Source organism: Burkholderia sp. PAMC 28687 (genome assembly GCF_001577465.1).
GTDB lineage: Bacteria > Pseudomonadota > Gammaproteobacteria > Burkholderiales > Burkholderiaceae > Caballeronia.
This window is the reverse complement of record NZ_CP014506.1, coordinates 772,760-790,836: the sequence shown is the minus strand read 5'-3', so window position 1 is coordinate 790,836 and position 18,077 is coordinate 772,760. Positions and strand designations below refer to the sequence as shown.

Here is an 18,077-nt window from a genome sequence, read left to right as displayed (position 1 = left end):
TGGGAAGCGCTGCAGATGGTCAGGCGGACCCGAGCCGTACACGGCCCGCGTCCTTCACAAGTCACTCGCGCGTCAAAGATCGACGCTGTTCGGAAGGATAACAAGATCGCGGATGGTCACGTTGCGCGGCCGTGTCAGCATGAACAGCACGGCGTCGGCGACTTCCCTGGGCTGCATCAGGCTGCCTGAGGCCAGCGCGTCGTCCATCTTGGCCTTCGGCCAGTCATCGAGGAGCGCCGTAACGACCGGACCCGGCGCTACTGCGCCTACGCGTATGCCGTGTTTGGAAAGCTGTCGCCGGATGGTGTGCACGAACGCCTGCACCGCGAATTTGGAGGCCGTGTAGATGGGCTCCCACACGACCGGAACGATCCCCGCAATCGAGCTCGTGAAAATGATGTCGCCGGATTGCTGCGCAACCATGTGCGGCAGCACCGCGTGGACCGACCGGAACGCCGCGTTGATATTCAGGTTGAGCATGCGGTCCCACTCGTCGGGGTCTCCGTCCACCACTTCACCGCCGACATACGCACCCGCGTTGGCATGGAACACATCGAGGCCGCCTGCGCGCTCGAGAATTTGCGGCAATAGCGTAGAGACCTCAGCCGGACGCAGCAGGTCCATCGGCAGGGGCAACGCGTTCGGCCCGAGTTCTGCGCAGAGTTGTGTGAGCCGGTCGGCAGCACGGTCGACCAACACGACCTTCGCACCTTCGGCGAGCAGCACGCGCGCACATTCCAGACCAATACCCGATGCCGCTCCGGTGATGGCGGCAACCTTTCCCTTCATCATGTCAGTCATTGACTGCTCTCCTAAATTGCGTGATTCCTTCGTGCTTCAGGCGCGTCCATGCGAAACGCGGGACTGCCGTGCAAGCGAATCGACGACGACTGCAATAGCCAGCACCGCGCCGGTGATCATGAAGCGCAGCGAGGACGACAGGTTCAGCAATGTCAGGCCGCTCGCGATCGACTGGATCACGATGATGCCGAGCACCGCCGAGTAAGCGCTGCCGCGGCCGCCGAACAGGCTGGTGCCACCAATCACCGCCGCTGCGATGGCGTTCAGGTTGACGTCGCCGGTACCGGCCTGCTGGCTGGCCGAGGCGAGCCGCGCGGCAGTCAGCACGCCGCCGAGCGCCGCTAAGCCGGCACACAGTACGAAGGCGCTGGTATAGATCCGGCCGACGTTGATCCCGGCACGCCGCGCCGCCTCGTGATTGCCGCCGACGGCGTTCATCGAGCGGCCCCATTGGGTGCGCTTGAGCGCGTAGTCCATGGCGACCGCGAGGCCAAGGAAGACGCCGAACATCAGCGGCACGCCGCGTCCCTGATTGAGGTACGCGACCACGACTTCAAGCAGCACCGTGACGATCACACTGCGCACGAGAAGGCTGCCTGTCGAGGATGCCGACAGATTCGATGCACGGCGGCGCTCGCGCGTGCGCAGGCCGATGAACAGGATCACCGCGCCCGGGACCAGCGCAAGAAGGTAGGAAATGACCGCAGGGATGATGATCAACTGTCCGAGGTTCACCATCGCGGAGCCGTAAGGCAGGTTGATCGAGCCGGTCGCGCCGAGCACATACAACTGCATGCCGAGGATGGCGAGCAGCCCGGCCAGCGTCGCGACGAAACTGGGCATGCCGAGACGGTTCAGCAGCAGCGCGTAAAGCGCGCCGACCGCAGCGCCCACCACTATCGCAGCCGCGATCGCCAGAAGCACCGGCCAGCCGTGATTGACCCAGAGCGTGCCGACGAGCGCGGAAGCGAAACCGCTCATCGAGCCAACCGACAAGTCGATCTGGCCGACCATCAGCACACAGACAATACCCAGCGAAATCACGCCGACCGTCGAACAGTCGAACAGCAGGTTCACGAGGTTATCGGCGGAGAGGAAGACCGGGTTCAGGCTCGTGAATACCGTCCAGATGATGATCAGCCCTGCAACGACGGGCAGCGATCCCAGGTCGCCCGAGCGCACCCGGTCGACAAAAGCGCTGAGCGTGCCGCCGACACCGGTGGCGTGCTTGACGCGAACATCACTGCGATCAAGCAGCGTGGGCGGGGTCGAACCGCCTTGCGTTTCGTTAATCATGATCGTTCCTTGGATTTAGACGCTCTGCCCGGCCTGTTGCCGGCCGGCGCGCCGTGATACGGCATTTTCAGTGGCGCCCGTGATCGCGGCCACCAGTTCCTGGTTCGACGAGTCGGGGTAGAAAACCCCGTTGTTGCGCCCGAGACGCAGCACGACGATCCGGTCCGCCACCGCGCGGACATCCTCCATGTTGTGGCTGATCATGATCACGGCGTGTCCGCGATCGCGCACCCGCTCGATCAGGTTCAGCACTTCGGCTGTCTGGGCGACACCCAGCGCAGCCGTGGGTTCATCGAGCATGATCAGTTTCGGGTCCAGCAGCAGCGATCGGGCAATCGCCACCGTCTGCCGCTGGCCGCCCGAAAGAGACGCAACCACATCGCGCACGCTGGGGATGCGCGCGGAGAGTTCGTTGAGGAGCGTCCACGCGCGTACTTCCATTGCCACTTCGTCAAGGCGCAGCGGGTTCAGTTCGCGCCCCAGGTAGATGTTGGCGACGACATCGAGGTTCTCGCACAGCGCGAGATCCTGGAAGACCGTCGCGATGCCGAGATCGAGCGCTGCGCCCGGATCGGGCAGCGTGACCGGCTGGCCATCGAAGGTGATGGTGCCGGAACTCGGCTGATGGACGCCCGCCAGCACTTTCACCAGCGTCGATTTTCCGGCGCCGTTGTCGCCGACCAGCGCGACCACTTCGCCCGCGTGCACATCGAGTTCAATGTCGGTCAGTGCGGAGACCGCCCCGAAGTTTTTCGAAACGCCGCGCAGGCTGAGCACCAGCTTGCCGGGCTTGGATCGTGTCGTGGAATTGTCAGTCATGGAACGGGTACCTCGATTTAGGTGGAGGGATCCGGTTCGAGCCGGACCCCGTCCTGTACGCGCCGGTCAGTTCGAGATGCCCAGGGCCTTGCAGCCTTCGGCATAGCGGTCCGTGCACAGATCCTTGGCGCTGACGATGCCCTTGTCGACCACGTCGGCCTTGATGTTTTTCGCGGTGATGACGGTCGGCGTGAAGAGCTGCGACGGGGTATTGAAGAGCGTCGTCTGAGCCTTCGGAGCCTGGCCGGAGAGGAAGCCGACAGCCACTTTGGCCGCTGCCGCCGCGACAATCTCGCTCGGCTTCAGGATCGTGTTGTACTCGTCGCCCGCGACGATCAGTTGAAGGCCTGCAAGTGTCGCGTCGTTGCCGGTTACCGGCGGCACCGGGTTCACGCCGGCCGCCTTGAACGCCGCGACGGCGCCGCCACCCGTGCCGTCATTCGCGGCGACCACACCCACGATCTGCGAGCCGAAACGCGTGACCTGGCCGCTGACCCATTGCTGCGCCTTCGGCGGCGCCCAGTCAGGCGTGTCGTACTCGGCGAGGGTCTTGTAGCCGCTGCCCTGCAAGCCGGAATGAATGCCGTTCTTGATCAGTCCGGCGGCGGCGTCGGTAGGCGAGCCGTTGACCTGCAGCACGCCGCCTTTATTAGTCGGAACGCCCTTCTCCTTCAGGTGCGCAACGAGCGACTGCGCAATAGCCCGGCCGATGCCTTCGTTATCGAACGAAACGTAATAGTCGGCTGGCGTCGACGGGACCGGCCGGTCATACGCGATCACCTTGATACCCTGGCTTTGCGCCATATGAACGAGCGACGCCGCGGCCGTCGAATCGACCGGATCCAGGACGATGACCTTTGCGCCCTGCGAGATCACCGAGTTGAATTGCTGTTGCTGGGTTGCCACGTCCGCGTTGGCGTTCTGGTAAAGCACCTTGCAGTTGGGACAAAGCTTGGCCATTTCCGCCTTGAAGCCGGGGAAGTCGTGCTGTTCGTAACGCGTCGATGCCTGGTCCGGCATCAGGAAAGCCACCGTCCCGCTGGGCGCGGCCTGCGCCGCCGTGCTGCAGATCAGGCTCAGGCCGAGGCTCAGGGTCAGCGCGCTCGCGCCGATCGTTTTTGTCGAAAGTCGGGTCATCGATTGTCTCCGTTTATTAGAAAAAGCCGGCGCGGTTGGCGCCGTGAGTGCGCTGCGGATAAAACTGGATTCATGCGTTGTTTTCAGTCGCCGGATCGAGCTCATGAAAAAACCGCTAAAGCGTGAAGACCAACGTGTCCCTCCCGATGCCTTCATGCATCCGGTGCCGGGTCCTGCCGGGAATAAATGTGCTACCTGAGCGCTTCCAGCGCGTGCGTGAGCTCAGGCTCTTCGATCGCGCTGGCCGCATTGAGCTGTTGATACGCGCGCCATCGAGACGGTGACATCTCTTTGATCATCAGGAATTGCCGGTTGAAGTTCGACATGTTGTTGAAGCCGACCTGATAGCAGATATCGGTGATGCTCAGTTCGCCCGACATCAGCAACTGGCACGCGAGGTTGATGCGCAGCCGGTTCACATACTGGACGAACGGCACGCCTGTGTGCCGCCGGAAATAGCGTGAGAACGCGCTGGCGCTTTGCCCCGCGAGTTCGGCCAACTCCGTCTCGCGCAACTCTTGCGACAGGTTTTTGCCAATATAAGACAGCACATGATTGATGCGGGTCTCCGCGTAGTGCGCAGGGTCGGAGCAATAGGCAGCGCTCGCCAGTTTGATCGGCTCAGGGCTTTGCACGAGCAAGTCGAGCAAGCCGACGAACAGGTTGATGCGTCGCATGCCTTGAGCGCCCAGCATTTCGCGCATGATCGGTTCGGCTGCCGCGCCGGTTTTCGGGGTAAAAAGCACGCCCCACTGGGCTGCATTGAGCAAGGGCTGCACGCGCCTGAGTTCCGGGAATATTTCGATGCCCCGTTCGACCAGGCCTGCGTCGAATTGCAGGATCAGGCAGCGCTCATCCACGCGGTCACCGGCAGGCACGCTGCTCACCCAGTTGTGCGGGAGATTGGGGCCCGTCATCACAAGGTTTCCCGGCTCGAATGTGCCGATGTAATCCCCGACGAAGTATTTTCCTGTCGTCGATGTAATGACCTGGATTTCGTACTCAGGGTGAAAGTGCCAGCGTACCGTGCGATACGGATAGCCATGCGACCAGACCTTGAAGGACTCGTCGCGCGGAACGGCGACCAGTTCGAGATCCGGCTGGACGATGTTGCCACGGCGAGCGCCCAGGCGCGCCGCACGGCAATAGCCGCAGGTTCCGCATTGGCACGCCGTCGTACTCGGAGTGGTGGGCATCGTCTTCCTCCTGAACCGCTTTTGTTTTTTGGACGCTTTTTGGACGTTTGCACGAAATGCAGTTGATGTGCATTGAGCGCCGCCATGCACGAACAATATGCTTCTCGCGCCTCCCGCACTACCGAAATTGAGACCGTCGGCTGATACTATTTTGCATTCGGGTAAGCCCGGATGCCCTCAAAGGTCAACTTTTGTGCAATGCAAAAGCGTAATGAAGGTAGCGGGGATATCGATGCCTGAGTTCAGCGGCCACGACCCGTCTCCCGCGTTTCAACAGCGTTTCATGTGTGTTTCATTTAAATTCATTGAAACACAGTGATAAGACGGTGAAACACTGACAGCTCATTCCTCGATTCCGTACGTCGTTGTTTTGAAAGCGCATTCAGGCTTTCAAGAAGACTGGCATGGATGCTGCAAACAGACTGGCAAACTTTCAAAAGGAAACAGCCATGTCGCAGTCATCAGCCGCACGCCGCGCCGCCTTTCGCGCAGCCATTCAACAACGCCAGGCCTTGCTCATGCCCGGCGCCTTTAACGCAATGAGCGCCCGCGTCGTCGCGGACGCGGGGTTCAAGGCGCTTTACATCACGGGCGCGGGCGTGACGAACATGTCGCTTGGCTTGCCCGACCTCGGTTTTGTCGGCTTGAGCGAGATTGCGGAGCACACGTCGCGCATTCGCGATGCCGTGGATCTCCCGCTTCTCGTCGATGCCGATACCGGTTTCGGCAACGCCCTCAATGTTCGCCATACCGTGCGCACGCTCGAACGTGCAGGCGCCGATGCGATCCAGCTTGAAGATCAGGTCAGTCCGAAGAAATGCGGCCACTTCGCAGGCAAGGCCGTCATCTCCACCAGCGAAATGGTCGGCAAGCTGCACGCCGCCGTCGATGCACGCGAGGACGCCAACTTCCAGATCATCGCCCGCACTGACGCGTGTGCCGTGCATGGTTTCGAGGCGGCCATCGAACGCGCGCACCGCTTTGCCGAGGCGGGCGCGGACGTCCTCTTCATTGAAGCAGTCGAAACGTTCGATGAAATCAAAAGACTGCCGTCGCTTTTCGACACGCCCCAGTTGATCAATATCGTGGTGGGCGGCAAGACGCCGGTCGTCCCGCAGAGCGAGCTTGCGGCGATGGGTTTTGGCATCGTCCTGTATGCGAACGCTGCGCTGCAGGGAGCGCTGCTCGGCATGCAGAAGGCGCTCGGCGCACTGCGCGATGCAGGCAAGCTCGACGAAGATCCCACGCTCCTCGCGCCGTTCAACGAACGCCAGCGGCTGGTCGACAAGCCGCTCTACGACCGTCTCGACAAGCAATACGCAGCGGACAGCGAATAACCCCGCCACGTCAGTACGAAGAAAACAAGGAGACTTCAGCGTGACGAAAACCAGTGCAGCGTCCTTCCCCGACACCGAACCGCAGGTACGCGCAAGTCCGGTGCGGCTTCGCTCGATCATCGGCGGCCTGATGGGCAATGTGATCGAGTGGTACGACTTCCTCGCCTACAGCATCTTTTCGATCTACTTCGCCAAGGCTTTTTTTCCCGCCGATAACCCGACGGTCCAGCTCATGAACGCGGCGGCGATTGCGGCGGTCGGGTACATCGCACGGCCTCTGGGTAGTTGGCTGATCGGGCTGTATGCCGACAAACGTGGCCGCAAGGCTGCGCTCATGTGGTCGGTCATGGGCATGTGCGTCGGCTCGCTGATGATCGCCTTGACTCCGGGATATGCCACGATCGGCGCGCTTGCACCGATCATCCTGATCCTTGCGCGTTTGCTGCAAGGCCTGTGCATGGGAGGCGAATACGGCACGAGCGCCACGTATCTCAGCGAGATCGCGCCTGAAAACCGGCGTGGCTTTTACCTCGGCTTCCTGCAAGTGAGCGTGGTGGCTGGCCAGTTGCTGGCGCTCGGTCTTCTGCTTGTCATGCAGCACTTGTTGCTTACATCCGAGCAGATCGACCGCTGGGGCTGGCGCATTCCGTTCGTGATCGGCGGCCTGCTTGCACTGTTTGCGCTCTACATGCGTCGCAACGTGATGGAATCAGAAGCGTTCGCCGAGAGCGCAAAAAAAACGGGGCCGCCGATCAGCCGTGAGATGCTGGCGCACTGGCGACAACTCCTGCTCGCCGTTGGCATAACCGTAGGCGGCACTGTCGGCTTCTATACATACACGGTGTACATGCAGAAATACCTGGTCAATTCGGTCGGACTCAGCAAGGAAACGTCGACGTTCATCTCTTCCCTCGCGTTGCTGCTTTACATGCCGCTGCAGCCCCTGTTCGGTCTGGCCTCCGACGTGTTCGGCCGCCGCCCGGTGCTGATCTGTTTCGGCGTGTGCTGTACGCTTTTCTCCGTGCCGCTGTTCACTGCGCTGAGTCACACGAAAGATCCGCTCGTCGCATTCCTGCTGTCGTTCGCCGGGCTCGCCATGTTGAGCGGCTTTACATCGGTTCACATGCTTGCCAAGACAGAACTGTTCCCGGCGCGCATCCGTGCGCTCGCGGTCGGCTTGCCTTATGCGCTGACGACAGCAATCCTCGGCGGCACGACCGAGTTTGTCGCCTTGCGTTTCAAGGCGAGCGGACACGAACAGTATTTCTACTGGTATGTGAGTGCGTGGGCGGCGGTGTCGCTTATCGTTTATATCCGAATGCCCGAGACGCGTTTTCGAACCGTTACGCGCACCGAAGCCAGAGCATGAGCGTGCCCGATGCAGCGGCGGCTCGCCGCTGCATTTGTTGATCGCTGATCAGAACCGGTGGATCATCGCGACGCGATAAACCATCTGGTTTCCAGCCGTCGATACCCCTGCAACTCGACCCGCCCTGCCGCCGCGTCCACTGAAACAACGCGTGCTATGTGTTAACGCTTAAACCCACAAAAATTGCTGTGCCGTGCTTGACTTCCTTCGACTGTCGCATAAACTTAACTTTATGGTTAAGTATCAGGAAGCGGCCTTGAACCGCACATTCACCGCCCTGGCCGACCCGACGCGTCGTGCTCTCCTCGCCCGCCTGTCCGCCGGCGCGGACCTGTCCGTCAGCGAACTCGCGCAGCCGTTTGCCATGTCGTTACCCGCCGTGATGAAGCATCTCGATGTGTTGTCGGATGCCGGTCTCATCACGCGGACCAAGACGGGCCGCACCGTCGCATGCCGGCTTGCCGCCGGACCGATGGAGGAAGCCATGCAATGGCTTGCCCGTTACGAGCGCTTCTGGACCGACACACTCGATCGCCTTGCCGCCTTTGTGGAGGAAGACCCATGTCCGCCAAACCCAGTCTCACGCTCCAGCGCCGAATCAACGCAAGCCCCGCCAAAATCTTCGCCGCGTGGACGGAACCGTCGCAACTCGTGAAGTGGATGCATCCGAACAAAAACGACGTGATTCACGCGGAGATGGACGTGCGCGTCGGCGGGCGCTTCCGGATCGTCATGCGCACGCCGGCCGGCGAGGAGCATGACGTAAGCGGCGTATTCACGGAGGTCGTGCAGGACGAGAAACTCGTCTACACCTGGGCATGGCGCAGCACGCCCGAACGGGAATCGCTCGTCACGTTCACGCTGCGGCGCGACGGCGAGCTCACTCTGCTCACGCTGACGCACGAGCAGTTCTTCGATGAAACCGCGCGCGATAACCATGAGTCCGGCTGGAACGAAATCCTCGATGGACTCATGCGGGAATTCGCCTGATCACTGGAGGAGGACGCAAGATGGAACAGCATCGGATTGTTTCGCAAGATGAATGGCTTGCTGCGCAAAAGGCGCACCTGGCCGAGGAAAAGGCGTTGACGCACGCACGCGATGCGCTTGCCGAAAAGCGCCGCGCGCTGCCATGGGTAAAAGTCGAAAAGCGCTATTCGTTCGATACTCCAGACGGCCGCAAGACGCTCGCCGATCTCTTCAACGGACGCAGCCAGTTGATCGTGTATCACTTCATGCTGGGGCCGGACTGGGAAGCGGGATGCATCGGCTGCTCGTTCGTATCGGATCACATGGACGGAGCGTTGATGCATGTCGAGCAACGCGACGTTGCTTATGTCGCGGTATCGCGTGCGCCGCTCGGCAAGATCGAAGCCTTCAAGAAACGCATGGGCTGGCACTTCAAATGGGTATCGTCGTTCGGCAGCGACTTCAATTTCGACCATCATGTATCGTTCACGCCCGAGCAGCGTGCCACGGGCAGGATCGACTACAACTTCCAGATACACGAGACAAAGGAGCCCGGTTTCGATAGCGATGAAATGCCCGGCGTCAGCGTGTTCTACAAGGACGAAGCCGGCGATGTATTCCGCACGTTCTCCGCATATGGACGCGGAGTCGAACCGCTGATCGGCGCGTATGACCTGCTCGACATCACGCCCAAGGGACGCGATGAAGAACATGGCATGACGGACTGGATGCGGCATCACGATCGTTACGACAACCCAAAACATGAGTCGGGAGGATGTTGTCACTAGCGCCAGTTGACCGCGTAAGTGAGTTGGCCTGAAGGGCGAAAACAGGCCGACTCATTCATAGGCGCGCCCCTTCCCGCTAACGTTCAGTTCCCGCTCAGTCAACGTCTCCTTTCAACTTTCCTGATATCGAAAGCATTTTTAATTGGTTAAGCGCGTGACCGGCTAACGCGAAAATCGCATTAGCGTCAGGCTGCAAACGCGCGCTTGCCATGTCAGGCCGTCTTCGCGTCTGCCATTGAAAATTCCGCTTTCTTTCTGCCAGGTATTCCGATGCCCACCTCCCCGACCCGGTCCCGTCTGCGCGGCCGTACACTGTACGTTGCCATAGCATCGATAGCGGCGTCATTGCTGCTTCTGCAGAGCGGTTGCAATTCCCGCGACGCGGCCGCGAACGCCGCCACGAGCGCGGCGTCGACCAGCACCGCAGAAGCGACGAAAGTCACCTATTTCAAGTACCCCGACAATCCTGCGTTCGATCTCGTTTATCTGGCGGACAAGCTCGGCTACTTCGATGGTACGAGCACGCGTCCGAGGTATGTAGGCAAGGTATCGGCGCCGCAGATCATTCCTCTGGTCGGCACAGGCGAGATTGACTTCGGCACGCGCATGGTGCCCCTGGTCATTTCCGCGATCGCAAGCGGCGCCGACATCAAGGTCGTTTCCGCCGGCGGCGAGACCTTGCCCGACGCGCCCCATATGAAATATTTCTCGCGCAAGGATTCCGGCATCAGGCAGCCCAAGGACTTCGAAGGCAAGACCGTCGCATTCAATAGTTTTGGCGCGTGCGCGGAGTTCGTCACGAAGAAATATCTCTCGCAGCATGGCGTCGATGTGTCGAAGGTGAACTGGCTGGTCGTGCCCGACAACCAGTCGCAACAGGCGCTGGTCACGAAGAACGTCGACGTTGCGATCATTCATCCGCCGTTTTCGGGCGCAGCGGAACATGACCCGCAGCTTCACAAGCTCTGGAGCGACTGGGACGAAGATCACGGCCTCGGCGGCATGGCGCCGTATAGCGTCAACGGCGCATTCGCGCGCGCCCATCCACAAGCGGTGCGCGATTTCGTGACCGCGATCGCCAAAGCCGGGAACTGGGTCAATGCCCATCCGGATGAAGCACGCAAGCTGACCGCCGAGCGGCTGGGGATCGACGTGGACGTAGTCGAGCGTTACGCCTACGTGAAGGACCTCGTGGTGACAACGCCGCCAATCCAGTACTACATCGATATCCTCGAACAGGCAGGCAAGATTCCCAAGGGCAAGGTGAAGGTGGAAGACGTGTACACCAACGAATTCAACCCTTACGCGCAGCAAAAGTCTGCAAAGAACGCGGCGGCGGAAGCGGCATCGTGAGCGGCACGCCTCTATCTCGCGACAAGATCGTCGCCGAGCATCTTGGACTGACCTACGTCGATCAGGGGACGCCGGGGCACGCGCGCAGCAACGCCGTGCTTCAGGATTTCAGCCTGTCGGTGCGGGAAGGCGAATTCCTCTCAGTGCTTGGACCAAGCGGTTGTGGCAAGTCGAGCTTTCTCAACATACTCGCCGGGCTCGTTCCACAGACAAAAGGCGATGTGCGCATCGACGGGCAGATCCTGACAGGCGTCAGCCGCAAGCTCGGTGTCGTGTTCCAGGGATACGCGCTGTTTCCGTGGCGTACGGTCATCGAGAATATCGAAATCGGTCTCGAGATCCGCGATGTCAAGCGCGCCGAACGCCGTGCAGAAGCCACGCGCTTCCTGGCGCTGGTCGGCTTGCAGGCGTACGGCAATCATTACCCGCACCAGCTTTCTGGCGGCATGCGCCAGCGCGTGGCCATTGCCCGCGCGCTGGCTTACGGACCCGAAGTCCTGTTGATGGACGAACCCTTCGGCGCGCTAGACGCACAAACGCGCGAGTCCTTGCAAAGCGAACTACTTGGCATTTGGGAGAAAAGCGCCAAGACAGTGGTCTTCATCACCCATAGCATCGATGAAGCGATCTTCTTGTCCGACCGCGTGGCGATCATGACGCGTGGTCCAGGCCGTGTGAAGGAAATCATCGACATACCGCTGCCGCGCCCGCGCGACGACTCCGTGCGCAACTCAACGGAATTCCTTGCGTTGCGGCAGCGCGCCTGGGCCCTGCTCAAGACCGAAGTCGCCGAAGCGCGCGACGTGCCTGCTCAAGAGCAAACGAGGACTGTCGATGCGTAATCGATTCACCGCTACCGTCCTCTTTCCTGCCCGCGAACAACACGCATCCGACGATTCGAAGGCAGCGGCACTGAAAGAGCCTTCGCGATGGCGCGCTCACGCAGTGCGCGTATTCGAACGCAGCATCGCACTGGCCGGATTTCTCGTGTTGTGGGAATTGCTGCCGCGCCTCGGCATTGTCAGCTCGGCGTATCTGAGCCCGCCATCCGCAGTCATGGTCGCAATTGCGCATCTTTTCGACAGCGGCGAAGTCTGGAAGCATATTGGCGCCAGTGCCTTCCGTTCTCTTGCGGGCTTGTTGCTTGCCGTGGCGGCCGGGATCATAGGCGGCTTCCTGCTTGGCTGGTTCCGGCGCGCCGAACGCATTGCCGATCCGCTGTATCAATTGCTGCGGCAAGTCTCCGCGTTCGCGTTGTTCCCCGTGTTCATGCTGTTCCTCGGTATCGGGGAATCGTCGAAGATCGCAATCATCGTATGGGCCGCCTTCTGGCCCGTCTTGCTCAACACCATTTCGGGCGTGAAGCAGGTCGAGCGAATCTTTATCGATTGCGCACGCTCCATGGGCGCAACACAAGGCTTTATTTTCGCGAAAGTCATCTTGCCGGCCGCCTTGCCGCAAATCCTGACAGGCGTCCGGCTCGCCGGCGCGTACAGCATCACTGCACTGGTCGCCGCAGAAATGATCGGCGCGCGCTCAGGGCTCGGCTTTTATACGCTCAACTCGCAGGAAACATTTCAGATTCCCGATATGTACGCAGGCATCGTGCTGCTTGCATTGTTTGGTTTGCTGATCAATTACGGCCTGTCTTTGCTTGAGCGCAAACTGCTGCGCTGGCGTGTCGGCATCGCACAAAATGGCTAGCCACGGTGTTGGCGTCTCCGCTTCCTCGCGAGGGCTGAGCATACGCACTCGGGTTCCCTCTTTCTGCTGGCGCTCGTATTCATGGGCGTGATGTTGAGTCAGTTCGTCAGCCTTGAGAAGCCATTCGCCGCTGCCGCTCTGCGCGGCAAGCTGATCGTCGCAGTGCCGCCCCGCCCTGCGCCCGTGCTGACCGTCGGCCATGTGGATCGCGCGCTGCGCTCGCCCGACTCTTTTTCAGCGGCATTGGCTGCAGACCTGGGAGAACGTCTGGGACTGCCAGTGGAGTTGTTGCTCAGCGAGCCCGGGGCGGCGGCAACGGCCGTGGCAAGCGGCAAGGCGGATGTAGCAATCGACGGTTTGCCCTTCAGCCCGAATCCGGCCGTGTCTTTCTCGCCCGCCTCGTATGCGAGTGGCCGGGGCCAGGGACTGGTGCTTCGCCATGGACAGGTTCGCGACTGGGAAGGCTTGCGCGCAGGATCGATCTGCACATCGACAGGCAATGCGTACGGCACGCGCGCAGCGAAGCAATACGGTGCGCACCTGCTGACGTTCGACCGTCCGCTTGACGCGCTGCTGGCTTTCCAGGCCGGCGAATGTACCGCGCTGGTCGACGACGAACTCGTCATCAAAGCGTTACTGAAGCAACCCGACTGGAGCTACTACAGCGTCCTGCCGGGCGAAATCGCACCCGCGCCGTCATTTATCGCGACGCCCGGCGCCGATGCCGCAAGCATGCGTTTTGTGGATACCACCATCCGCGACTGGCGCCGGAGCCGATGGCTCACAACCGCGCGCGAGACGGTCGCCAAGCAACTTGCATTCGACATGTTTATCGCTGAGAACGACTTGTACTGTCACTGACAAGCGCGACCCCGCATGCCTCCGCATTAACCCGTCCCGCCGTAAACCCTGAGCGGGGAATTCTTGTAACCGCTCCATTCATCGCCTATCCTCTGAAACGTTTCAGTCGATGGCGAATGGATGATCCATGAGCATGCCTGACAGAACTCGCCCTACGCTGCGCGATGTCGCGATTACGGCGAAGGTGTCTGTCGGCACAGCGTCGAAGGTGTTGTCCGGTGCTTCCGGAGTCAGCGCCGAGCGGGCGCGACGCGTCTGGGATGCGGCACGTCTGATCGGATACCGGCGCAACGAGATCGCCGCCGACCTGCGCCGCGGCCGTCCGACTTCCATTGGTCTGGTTCTTCCCGACCTCACCAACCAGTTCTTCGTCGACATTGCGCGCGCCCTCGAAAACCATGCGCTGCAGCATGGTTATCAGCTCATCCTCGCCCATGCCAACGAAAACCCCGAACGTGAAACCGAGCGTATCCGCTTTGTGATGTCGCGTCAGGTCGCGGGCATGATCATCATTCCATGCCGCGGGTACCAGCATGCAATAGCCGAGGCGCGGGAATGCAATGTGCCGCTTGTCATGGCCGATCGCGTAGACGATACCTTCCCGGCGAACACGGTGACGACCAACAGTCGCAGCGCATCCACCGACGGAACCGCCCACTTGATCGCGCTCGGCCATCAGCGCATCGCGTTCCTCGTCAACACCCTGGAACTGGTGAACTCGCGAGAACGCGCGGAAGCTTATATGGATGCAATGCGCGAAGCGCATCTCGCCCGGCACATTGCAGTGATCGAATGCGGCATGACGGCCATGCAAAGCCATGCCACCACGCTCAAGGTATTGAGCGGTTCCACGCGCCCGACCGCCCTCTTCACGGGTTGCAACGTCACGACGCTCGGCGCGCTGCGCGCCATCCGCGATGCCGACTTGCAAATCCCATTAGACGTGTCGCTGCTTTCCTTCGATGACGCCCCCTGGATGTCCGTGCTGCGCCCGTATCTGACATCGATAAGTCAGCCCGTGGAGGCTATCGGCCATGCAATCTGGCAATTGATGCTCAAGCTGTTGAACGGCGAGCAAGACGAATTTGTTCACTTGCGCTTCAAAGCCGAATTGCTGGTGCGTGAAAGCACAACGTATGTATCAGCCGAAACAGCCGTAACCGGATGAAACGTTTCAGACGAATCACAACTTGAAAACAGGAGACATGGCAAATGGACCTCGAAAAAAGCACACTGACGCGCGTGACGGCGCGGCTAGTCCCCTTCCTGATGCTTTGTTATTTCATCGCTTATCTGGACCGCGTGAACGTGGGTTTTGCCGCGTTGCAGATGAACAAGGACCTCGGTTTTTCGCCCAGCGCGTTCGGCTTTGGCGCGGGGATTTTCTTCATCGCCTATTTCTTTTTCGAAGTGCCGTCCAATTTGTTGCTGGAAAAATTCGGTGCACGCAAATGGATCGCGCGGATCATGTTCACGTGGGGCATCCTCGCGGCCGCGATGGCTTTCATTCCGCATATCGCGCAATACACCGGGATGTCGTCCGCGCACGTCTTTTATACGCTGCGAGTGCTGCTCGGGATTGCTGAAGCGGGCTTCTTCCCCGGCATCATCTTCTTGCTGACGCTCTGGTTTCCGGCGGCGTATCGCGGGCGTGTGGTCGGTTATTTCATGGTCGCGATCCCGCTCTCAACGGTCATCGGCGCGCCTATCTCCGGTGCGCTGCTGAATCTCGACAAACTCGGGGGCCTCGCGGGCTGGCAGTGGGTTTACCTGATCGAGGCATTGCCGGCGCTCTTCCTCGCGTTCGTAGTGTTTTTCTATCTCACCGACAAACCCGCCGACGCAAAGTGGCTCACCGACGACCAGCGTAACTGGCTCGTCAACCGGCAGGCCGAAGAGCGCCGCCAACGTGAAGCCGTGCGCAGCTTCAGCGTGAAGGAAGCCTTGTTCAATCCGCGCGTGCTCGCGGTGGCGCTGATTTACTTCGGTGCAAACGCAACGAACTACGGCCTGAGCTTTTTCCTGCCGCAGATCGTGAAAGGCTTCGGCCTGACGAATGTGCAGACGGGATTCGTCACGTCGCTGCCCTACATTGTCGGCGCAATCAGCATGGTGTACTGGGGCCGTCACTCGGATCGCAAGCTCGAACGCAAATGGCATGTGGCGATTGCGCTGCTGGTCGCGGCGGGCGGGATTGCGGCATCCACTGCGCTGGATAATCCGGTGCTGAAGATGCTTGCGCTTTCCATTGCCGGGTTCGGCATCTTCGGTTGCCTGCCGGTGATCTGGACCTTGCCTGCCGCGTTTCTCTCAGGAGCGGCGGCCGCCGGTGGTATTGCAGCGGTGAACTCGCTGGGCAACCTGGCGGGATTCTTCGGGCCTTATGCGATGGGCTGGATCAAGGACAGTACTGGCAGCTTCGCCGCCGGCTTGTTGTGTCTGTCGGGCGCGGGGCTGGTCGGTGTTGCGGCCGTGTTGCTACTTAAACACGATACCGCCCTGGAGAACGCGCCGCGCGGGACGTTTGTCGAGGAACGCCACACGTGAAGGGTGTGATGTAGCTTTCGCTTGCGATGGTCGGCCATCGCAAGCGACCGGAACCTTTAATCCGGCGATCTGGAGACGCGCCCGCGGCTCTCAAGATGATCGAGCAACGCCCTTCCCGCCGGCTCGGAGAACCATCGCGCGTGTCCGAGCAGATAACCATCGTACGCAACCTCCGCGTTCTCCGGCGACCCTAGCGTAGCGTGAAAATAAGCAACCTCGGAAAGCGCGAACTCCGCATGTACGATTGGCAATAAAGCCACCAGCGCCGCGTATTCATCACCGGACAAGGGCGTGATCGACTCATACCCGTTCAGCAACGCGTCGATATGATCGAGATGCACGCGCCGTGTGTCTTGCGCGGATAACCACTCGATGGCATTTCGCTCGATCGCAACCGCGAGATCGTAGACCGCGCACGTCCGGTCGGATAGACCAAAATCCAGGATGGTGCTGACTTGCGCGCCGGGTGTGCTACCGGTCCAGAGAAGGTTAGAAGCGTGCCAGTCGCCATGTGTCCACAGCGGGCGCAATCCGGGCAGGAAAGGCGCCAGCCGCGCATGCCAGGGCAAGATAACCTCTGACACGTCCGAACGCCAGTCACGCGCTCCCAGGGCGCGAACCAGCAAGGGCTGTGCGTCGATCCACCTGTCGAGTGCGCCGATCAGATCGGATTCATTGAGCGCCCGAAAACTCGAGAGCAGCGGACGAATGGCGCGCGCCGGTGCGGCGTAATCGCGCGCAGCAATGTGCAAGCGCGCGAGCATATGGCCCGCCGCAAACGCATGGGAAGTATCGGCGAAGGGCGTCCATGACATCGCTTTCCGATACACATCCGCCCCACCCGCCGCACGATGAACCTCGTATGTCCATTCGCCTTGAGTCACTGCCGTGGCGCCGTCAGGCATCGCGATGATGTCGGCAACGGGCAGCCCACGTGACGCGAGATGTGCGATGAAAGCATGCTCTTCGGCGAGCCCTTCCACGTCGCGGATTTTCACATGATGCCGTTTCACGAAAAACTCGTTGCCGTTCGCCGTCGTGATCAGCACGGCCGCCGAGAACGGCCGGGGGCTGTGCCACGTTAAGCCGGCCAAGGGACCAATCGAAGGAAACCTGCCAAGCACCGCCTCGACTTCTTCGCGCGTGATCAACGGCCAGTCGCGCTCGGCCTGCTCGCCATCGACACCGAATTGCAGGGGCGCGATATCGGCGGATGGTGCATCCGAAGCGATTGATTTCAACGGCTTTCCTGTCGACATGACCGGCTCAGGCTGCGTGCGGCGTCTGCGCCGGTTCGACACGCGCCGCCGCACGGCTCCAGTCGCGCAACCCGATCACGGCCAATGCGACGAACAGTGCATAGAGACCTGAGGTCGGATAAAGACCCTTGAAAAGAAACATCCCGACGTACACAACGTCCACTGCGATCCAGAGCCACCATGACGCGATATAACGCCGCGCCGTCCAGTATTGTGCGACGAGGCTGAACGCCGTCAACGACGCATCCACGTACGGCAACGCGGCGTCCGTGAACCGCGCCATCAACGACCCGAGCACCGCGCTTCCAATGACCGCAAGCAGCAGGCCCATCAGTAGCGCCTTTGGCGTAACCGCCTGCACGCGCACCTCGCCGGAATCCACTTGCGTGTTCCGTTTTCCCTGCTCGAGCCAGACCCACCACCCATAGACCTGCAGGACCGCGAAAGCGCCTTGCAGAAGCATGTCGGAGTAAAGCTTTGCATCGAAAAAAATCCAGCCGTACAGCGCCACCGACGCCAGTCCCACCGGCCAGCAAAGCATCCGGCGTCGCGCAGTCAGCCAGATTGCAAGCGCGCTCACAATCACACCGATGATTTCAAGCACGGACATTGTGTTGGCCTCGGTCCAAGGATGCGTGGAA

Annotated in this window: 18 protein-coding genes; 11 read left to right on the top strand and 7 right to left on the bottom strand. The window is 60.8% G+C overall.

From position 1 onward, the window contains the following. Positions 1-72: 72 nt before the first annotated feature. The 5 genes from AX768_RS18970 to AX768_RS18950 form a co-directional block, all read right to left on the bottom strand. On the bottom strand, positions 73-801 hold the full coding sequence (locus tag AX768_RS18970) for an SDR family oxidoreductase (protein ID WP_062001629.1): 729 nt from the start codon (positions 799-801) through the stop codon (positions 73-75). A 36-nt stretch (positions 802-837) separates the two neighbouring features. Beyond that, positions 838-2,097 carry a sugar ABC transporter permease gene (locus AX768_RS18965; RefSeq protein ID WP_062001628.1) on the bottom strand — a complete coding sequence of 420 codons (1,260 nt, stop codon included), beginning with the start codon at positions 2,095-2,097 and terminating at the stop codon, positions 838-840. 15 nt (positions 2,098-2,112) lie between these two features. Then, complete coding sequence (locus AX768_RS18960; protein WP_062001627.1) at positions 2,113-2,916, bottom strand: ATP-binding cassette domain-containing protein; 804 nt, start codon at positions 2,914-2,916, stop codon at positions 2,113-2,115. A gap of 66 nt (positions 2,917-2,982) precedes the next feature. Next, complete coding sequence (locus AX768_RS18955) at positions 2,983-4,053, bottom strand: ABC transporter substrate-binding protein (RefSeq protein WP_062001626.1); 1,071 nt, start codon at positions 4,051-4,053, stop codon at positions 2,983-2,985. 191 nt (positions 4,054-4,244) lie between these two features. Then, on the bottom strand, positions 4,245-5,249 hold the full coding sequence (locus AX768_RS18950; RefSeq protein WP_083637537.1) for an AraC family transcriptional regulator: 1,005 nt from the start codon (positions 5,247-5,249) through the stop codon (positions 4,245-4,247). A 449-nt stretch (positions 5,250-5,698) separates the two neighbouring features. Between AX768_RS18950 and AX768_RS18945 the strand changes: the two genes are divergently transcribed. The 11 genes from AX768_RS18945 (at position 5,699) to AX768_RS18895 (ending at position 16,177) form a co-directional block, all read left to right on the top strand. After that, on the top strand, positions 5,699-6,586 hold the full coding sequence (locus AX768_RS18945) for an isocitrate lyase/PEP mutase family protein (RefSeq protein WP_062002332.1): 888 nt from the start codon (positions 5,699-5,701) through the stop codon (positions 6,584-6,586). 40 nt (positions 6,587-6,626) lie between these two features. After that, positions 6,627-7,955, top strand: a complete 1,329-nt coding sequence (locus AX768_RS18940) for an MFS transporter (protein WP_062001625.1) — start codon at positions 6,627-6,629, stop codon at positions 7,953-7,955. Positions 7,956-8,211: 256 nt separating this feature from the next. Further along, on the top strand, positions 8,212-8,610 hold the full coding sequence (locus AX768_RS18935; protein ID WP_305954585.1) for an ArsR/SmtB family transcription factor: 399 nt from the start codon (positions 8,212-8,214) through the stop codon (positions 8,608-8,610). Further along, entirely contained in the window at positions 8,517-8,945 is a 429-nt protein-coding gene (locus AX768_RS18930) for an SRPBCC family protein (protein WP_062001623.1), read from the top strand. Before AX768_RS18935 ends, AX768_RS18930 begins: the two co-directional genes overlap by 94 nt. 20 nt (positions 8,946-8,965) lie before the next feature. Then, positions 8,966-9,712 carry a DUF899 domain-containing protein gene (locus tag AX768_RS18925; RefSeq protein ID WP_062001622.1) on the top strand — a complete coding sequence of 249 codons (747 nt, stop codon included), beginning with the start codon at positions 8,966-8,968 and terminating at the stop codon, positions 9,710-9,712. A 270-nt stretch (positions 9,713-9,982) separates the two neighbouring features. Beyond that, complete coding sequence (locus tag AX768_RS18920) at positions 9,983-11,065, top strand: ABC transporter substrate-binding protein (protein ID WP_062001621.1); 1,083 nt, start codon at positions 9,983-9,985, stop codon at positions 11,063-11,065. After that, complete coding sequence (locus AX768_RS18915) at positions 11,062-11,907, top strand: ABC transporter ATP-binding protein (RefSeq protein WP_062001620.1); 846 nt, start codon at positions 11,062-11,064, stop codon at positions 11,905-11,907. Before AX768_RS18920 ends, AX768_RS18915 begins: the two co-directional genes overlap by 4 nt. After that, the gene (locus AX768_RS18910) at positions 11,900-12,769 is read left to right on the top strand and encodes an ABC transporter permease (RefSeq protein ID WP_082778932.1); all 870 of its coding nucleotides are present in this window, start codon (positions 11,900-11,902) and stop codon (positions 12,767-12,769) included. The genes AX768_RS18915 and AX768_RS18910 overlap by 8 nt, the downstream gene beginning before the upstream one ends. 81 nt (positions 12,770-12,850) lie before the next feature. Continuing rightward, positions 12,851-13,630: a transporter substrate-binding domain-containing protein gene (locus AX768_RS18905; RefSeq protein WP_062001619.1), complete on the top strand. Its 780-nt coding sequence runs from the start codon at positions 12,851-12,853 to the stop codon at positions 13,628-13,630. 133 nt (positions 13,631-13,763) lie between these two features. Further along, positions 13,764-14,798, top strand: a complete 1,035-nt coding sequence (locus tag AX768_RS18900; protein ID WP_231941529.1) for a LacI family DNA-binding transcriptional regulator — start codon at positions 13,764-13,766, stop codon at positions 14,796-14,798. Positions 14,799-14,842: 44 nt separating this feature from the next. Further along, a complete protein-coding gene (locus AX768_RS18895) occupies positions 14,843-16,177 on the top strand; it encodes an MFS transporter (RefSeq protein ID WP_062001617.1) in 1,335 nt (444 codons plus the stop codon). A gap of 56 nt (positions 16,178-16,233) precedes the next feature. Here the strand turns inward: AX768_RS18895 and AX768_RS18890 are convergent, their stop codons facing one another. Both AX768_RS18890 and pnuC read right to left on the bottom strand, forming a co-directional pair. Next, positions 16,234-17,436: a phosphotransferase enzyme family protein gene (locus AX768_RS18890; protein ID WP_062002330.1), complete on the bottom strand. Its 1,203-nt coding sequence runs from the start codon at positions 17,434-17,436 to the stop codon at positions 16,234-16,236. A 7-nt stretch (positions 17,437-17,443) separates the two neighbouring features. Continuing rightward, positions 17,444-18,046 carry a nicotinamide riboside transporter PnuC gene (gene pnuC / locus AX768_RS18885; protein WP_062001616.1) on the bottom strand — a complete coding sequence of 201 codons (603 nt, stop codon included), beginning with the start codon at positions 18,044-18,046 and terminating at the stop codon, positions 17,444-17,446. Positions 18,047-18,077 lie beyond the last annotated feature (31 nt).